Origin of the sequence: Acinetobacter geminorum (genome assembly GCF_013009345.1) — a bacterium.
GTDB classification, from domain to species: Bacteria; Pseudomonadota; Gammaproteobacteria; order Pseudomonadales; family Moraxellaceae; genus Acinetobacter; species Acinetobacter geminorum.
Genome location: NZ_JABELE010000037.1, coordinates 1 through 5,693 on the forward strand (window position 1 = coordinate 1; position 5,693 = coordinate 5,693).

Consider the following 5,693-nt stretch of genomic DNA (forward strand, 5'->3'; position numbering starts at 1 on the left):
TTTTGCGCATAATTAAACTCTGTCATATCGTCTAAATTATATTTCGTTTTATACGCATTATTTGATTCAATGACCGCTTTTTCGACTTGTCCATTTGCTGCAAAAACAGAAAATGGCAAAATAAACATCAATGAAACCGTTAAAAATTTAACTTTCATTGTCTTTCCTTCTTCAAAATATCCATAAATGTTGATTTCCTTGTCTATACTATTTTTGATATGTGTTGAATTAATAGAAGCTTTTCAATTCAAACATTATAATAACAGCCATCATTTTTTATGATGGAATCATAAAATAATATTTTACAAGAATATACCTGTTTTTATTAAAACTACGCAGTCCTTATTGGGCATGAGTTAGTAGGAGAGAAAAATAAAAATTTTGTTAAAACCTAAAGAAAAACCCCTCTGAGTCTTGCAACTTAGAGGGGTTTTGTCTTAAATTTGGTGGTACGCAGTTATTTGATGTTCGAGCATCAAGTAACGAAGATCATAAGGTTTGACGACCGTTATGATTTCACCTTTCGGCTTGTACCGCTTTTCAAATTCTATCAAATTGATAAAAAATGGCAAGCATTGTATCAGTAAAAAGTCTTTCGTTACCTGACTCTCGTTCATCCAATAAGCAATACATAGACAGTATTCGAGCCTTATCAGCTTCTGTGCATCCTTTTTAAGGAAGATATGCGGTGCATGTGGAGGGAATAAGTGTCACTGGTGCATCGTAGCGATAGTCGCAAGGCTAAACCGCTTACAGGGGATCTCACATAGGCGGAGCGTTGGAAGTAGTTGTATAGGTTGGTTAAGTTGCATGTTGGAGTAATCCTCGCAGAGATACCACCATACTTCGACAGGGAGCGCGTGGGAGAAGGTGCAAAACCTTTAGTCCTTGTCTGCATGGTCAGCAAAACCATGTGCGGATACGACCGATGCGTGGCTCCGTCAGCCCAATTACAGGTTAATCGGCAATACTTAAGAGGATATTTGATTTTTTTAAATCAAAGCCTCTTAGGGAAAGTATTGCCGAAACTCTCTCAACGTTCACCATCAGCCCGAGCAAAGCGAGGGATGTGGGGACGGTGAGAAAGAGTTGAGCGCCTTTGTTTTTGTTTTACAAGATGTTTTACAAGATTCATGCCAATACTTCTTAGAGTTTATATACCGTGTCATTTGATTTAATTATCACATAACAATTCTGTCCGTTTTTAAATAAGCAAGGATACACATCTACCCCTATTTAACTTCGTTCAATAGTGTTAAGCTGTGACCTTGATCAGGGGCTTCACCCCCGATACCCCCGAAAAGCTTTAAACAGAAAAATCAAAGATTTTCCAATTTAAAGCTTACAAAAGCCAAAGCAGGGTAGATTGAAATGTTAGGACAGCAATCAGAAGAGAATAAGAAAGGTAAAGCAGTTCGAGAGAGAACTTTTAAAGTCAGACTTTCAGAATCAGAATATCAATTGCTTGATTCCAATAATCCTTATGGTTCGATTGCAAAGTTACTTCGACAAGCAGCAGTAGAGAAAGCAACTAAAATTCATAATTCCAAAGCAGAAGATGACCAAAAAATTAAAGTAACAAAGGTTGTTGAATCTTCGTATAGCAAGACAGAGCGAGCGTTAATTTTAGAACTTGGTCGGATTGGTAACAATGTGAATCAGATTGCGAAAGCAGTAAATACAGATATTGCGGGTACTGGTGCTTTCGATAAAGTGAAGTTACTTCATCTATTGATTTCAATTGATCAACAGCTTCGGGAGTTACGTCCAGATGATCGTTGATTTTTTTCGACATGGTTCAGGTTTATCAAAAGGTTGTCTTGATTATTTATTGGGTGAAGATCGAGAGCGTGAACATGCACAAGTGCTTAGTGGTGATGTAGAGCTGACAGCACAATTGATTGATAGTAGTCCTTTTGCCAAAAAATATACCAGTGGTTGTTTGTCCTTTTATGAGCATGATTTATCTAACGAGGATAAACAGAAAATCATGCAAAATTTTGAGGAATGTTTATTCCCAGGACTAGAGAAAGACCAATATCAAATTTTATGGGTACAGCACCAAGACAAAGTTAATCAGGACACAGGTGAGACAAGGCTTGAGCTTAATTTTGTGATTCCTAATGTTGAGCTTTCAACAGGAAAACGATTACAGCCATTCTATGCGCCAGTCGATTTAGATCGAGTTGATCTATTTAAGCAGATCACCAATACCGAGCATTCACTGTATGACCCCGATGATCCTGAGCATCGACAGCTATTTTTAAATAAAAAGAACCTACCCAAAGATATTAAGGATTTTAAAGCGCAGTTACATCAACGTGTTTATCGAGCGGTTGCCAATGGTGAAGTTGCCGATCGGCAAGAATTGGTGCAATGGCTTGAATTGAATCAAATCAATGTCACCCGACAAGTAAAAAATTCCATATCCATTGAAAACCCATATGAGGGCGCAAAACGTCCCATCCGTTTAGAGGGCGAGATTTATGAGCAAGGCTTTAGAGCTACTGGCGAATATCGACAAGAAGTACAACAACGAATTGAAGAATACAGAGGAACAGCTTCTGAGCGGTATCGAGCAAACGTCACAGAGTATCAGAGACAGCTTGAACACAAGAGCCAATATCACAGCGACCGCTATCCAACAGTCGGACGAGAAAATAGCCCAGAGCATTCAAAACAACGCCCAGACGGTCGAGAAGCAGTTGAGCCAGTATCAAGCCTTGCTGCAATCGAAATTGAGCCATTTAACGCAATTAAACGAGCAGATACAGAGCCAAGAACAGCAAGCCCAGAATCAAGCCGTACAGAAAAAACTTACCATTTTGAATATGGGACTGATTTCAGCAGCAGTTATTTTGCTTATAGCGATTTTCTCGCTTGGTCTCGTCACCAAAAACAAGTACAGCGAGATGCAGACGCTAAATACCGTAATCAACGAGAAACAAATGAGGGTCGACCATTTGAACAGATCGGGGGGCAGTTTGATGATCAGTACCTGCAAGCGACCAGACAGCAAAGCCCAGCGCCTATGTATTCAGATCAACAAGAAAGCAGGCGAATGGCAGAATGGCTACATGATTCCAATGGGGTATTAAACGATGACCGAATTAGAAACACAATTATTGAGAATCATCGAAGAACAACAGCAACAATTACTGCAACAACAAGTGCAATTGCAGAAGCAACAGCAAGCTTTAGACACAATGCAAACCAAGATTATCCAAGCCTTGTCAGCTCAATCAAAAGCAATCGAGAGCGATCAGCAGAGCTTACAGCAAGCACAGAAATCATTATCGACAATACAGAAGCAATTTCACGAGCTAGAACGCAGTACAGCGAGCTATACCGAGCAGATCAATGGCAAAGTTCGAGAGATGAGCCAAATTACAGCGAACTGCAAGGACGTACTGGAGAAAATCTCAACTGTACAGCGTTCAGTCTCGTCACAAGTAGCCAAAGCTCAGCAGAATTTGCTCGAAACGTCCGAACTATTGAAGCGAATATCGTCCAAATGAAGGAACGGAAAAAGGAAATGGAGCAGCCCCAACCTAAGCGAGATCGGGGCATGAATTTTGGCATGTAGGGTTTATGCTCGATTCCGACTGTTGCTAATCAAAAATATGGAACAATGATTAAATATTAGGCGTGAAACGTGAAGAATCAATAAAAAAGCCCGACTTAGACAAGTTAGGCTTTTTTATTGATTGTAAATTATTGAAATAATTAAACTAATTTTGTATTTATGTGCACTAATGTGTGCACATAAAAGCGGAGACTTTAATTTGGTAGGGTTCTTTAAGCCCAGTCATTTCATCCTAATCATTTGGTCGAGTGACAATTGGAAAAGTTGAGTCTGGACGTTTAAACATTGCAAAGAATTTTCCAATTTCCAATGGATTGCCTTTGACTTTACTTTCGTTAGAAAGCAGGACTTTTACCCCTTTTATTTGACCTGTAATCATTTTTAGATATAAGGGCTTGGTTACGGTTAATGTTGGGCAATCCGATGCCAAATCTTTACTGTCATCATGACGCTTAAACTGCATGATTGAGTTTTCAACCCATAATGAAAAATTCTCTTGGGTATCCGACAAAACCAGATTGATACACTGGTTTTCATTTTTTAAATTTTCCACATCTAAATTTGTCGCCATGGCTTCAAGAAATCTTTCAGTTGGCGTGTGAATCAATAAATCACTCGGATCAGATGTATTTTGTAGGGGTACATTATTTTGTAGCTCTTGAGCACCCACCAAAAAGAAATTACGCCAAGTTGAAGCCTCAGCAGCATAGCCCAATTGACGATACGTATTTGCCAATAAGTCTTTTGCTTGTTGGTTTTGAGGGTTATTCAACACAATATGTTTTAAAATCTCGGCAGCCCATCTATAGTCAGCTTGAGCATAGGCATCCCGCGCATTTTTTAATGCATTATTCTCCCCACCTGCCAACTCAATATATTTTTTTGCAACAGCTTTAGGCGGTAATGGATCTAAATTGGAAGGATGAGCATCGAACCATCCCATATAGTATTGGTATATCGCTTTTACATTATGCTTTAAGGTTCCATAATAGCCATGCGCATATAGCTTTTGATCAAGTGCCGCTGGAAGCTGAATTTTCTCGGCAATTTCAGCACCATTAAAACCAGAGTTCATATATCTCACCGTCTGATCATGTGTGAACTTATAAACATCTCGCTGGGTTTTAATAAAATCTTGAATATTGTCATTGCCCCAGACAGGCCAATGATGTTGTGCAATCAATACATCGGATGCTTTGGCATGCTGCATTGCTTGGTCTAAATAGCCTACCCATTTTAAGGCATCACGGACTTTGGCACCGCGGAGGGTATAAAGATTATGCATGGTATGCGAAAGAATTTCTGCGCCATTATAAAGTTTCAGTGATGGGATAGAGAAGGTTAACTCTGCTGGCGCTTCTGAACCCGGCACGTTATAAAACACAAAATCCAAACCATCAATGGTCATTTTCTGTTCTGCTTGGGTGATCAGTTGTGTAGGCTCAAGGATTCCCATTTTCCCAACAGCAACAGCCTTACCTAAACCTGTATCCACCAATCCTTCAGCATTCTTTGGTAAAAAGGTTCCATACATATAGGTCGCACGACGTATCATGGCTGAACCTGCCATCAAATTTTCACTGGTCGCTTCTTCCATAAAGCCTTGTGGCGCAATAATTGGGGTTTTTCTAGCGTTAATTTCTTCTGTAGAAAGAACGCCTAATGCACCACCAAAATGATCGATATGGCTATGGGTAAAGATAATGGCTGAAATTTTTTGCTCACCTAAATGCTGCCTAGCAAATTTAAGTGCTGCTTCAGCCGTTTCTTTAGAGGTTAATGTATCCACAATAATCCAGCCAGTATCACCCTGAATAATGGTCATATTTGCCAAATCAAAACCACGAATTTGCCAAACTCGATCTGTCACTTTAAATAGACCAACATTATTGTTGAGCTTTGCTTGTCGCCATAGTGCAGGATTAACAGTATTTGGTGCTGGATCATTTAAAAAATTAAACGCATCAAAATCCCAGATCACATTGCCTTTTTCACTTTTAATTTGACCTGTTGGCTTGGCAATAAAGCCTTTTTGCGCATAATTAAACTCTGTCATATCGTCTAAATTATATTTCGTTTTATACGCATTATTTGATTCAATGACCGC

General features: G+C 39.3%; 3 protein-coding genes. 2 read left to right on the forward strand and 1 reads right to left on the reverse strand.

Annotated elements, in window-relative coordinates; genetic code table 11:
• Positions 1 to 1,371 precede the first annotated feature (1,371 nt).
• Together HJG58_RS18470 and HJG58_RS18475 are read left to right on the forward strand one after the other, a co-directional pair.
• On the forward strand, positions 1,372 to 1,782 hold the full coding sequence (locus HJG58_RS18470) for a MobC family plasmid mobilization relaxosome protein (RefSeq protein ID WP_170249794.1): 411 nt from the start codon (positions 1,372 to 1,374) through the stop codon (positions 1,780 to 1,782).
• Positions 1,772 to 3,586, forward strand: coding sequence for a relaxase family protein (locus HJG58_RS18475; protein ID WP_170249795.1), 1,815 nt, complete (start codon positions 1,772 to 1,774; stop codon positions 3,584 to 3,586). The genes HJG58_RS18470 and HJG58_RS18475 overlap by 11 nt, the downstream gene beginning before the upstream one ends.
• 232 nt (positions 3,587 to 3,818) lie before the next feature.
• Here the strand turns inward: HJG58_RS18475 and HJG58_RS18480 are convergent.
• Positions 3,819 to 5,693: alkyl/aryl-sulfatase (locus HJG58_RS18480; RefSeq protein WP_170249796.1), on the reverse strand; the 1,875-nt coding region annotated here is incomplete at its 5' end.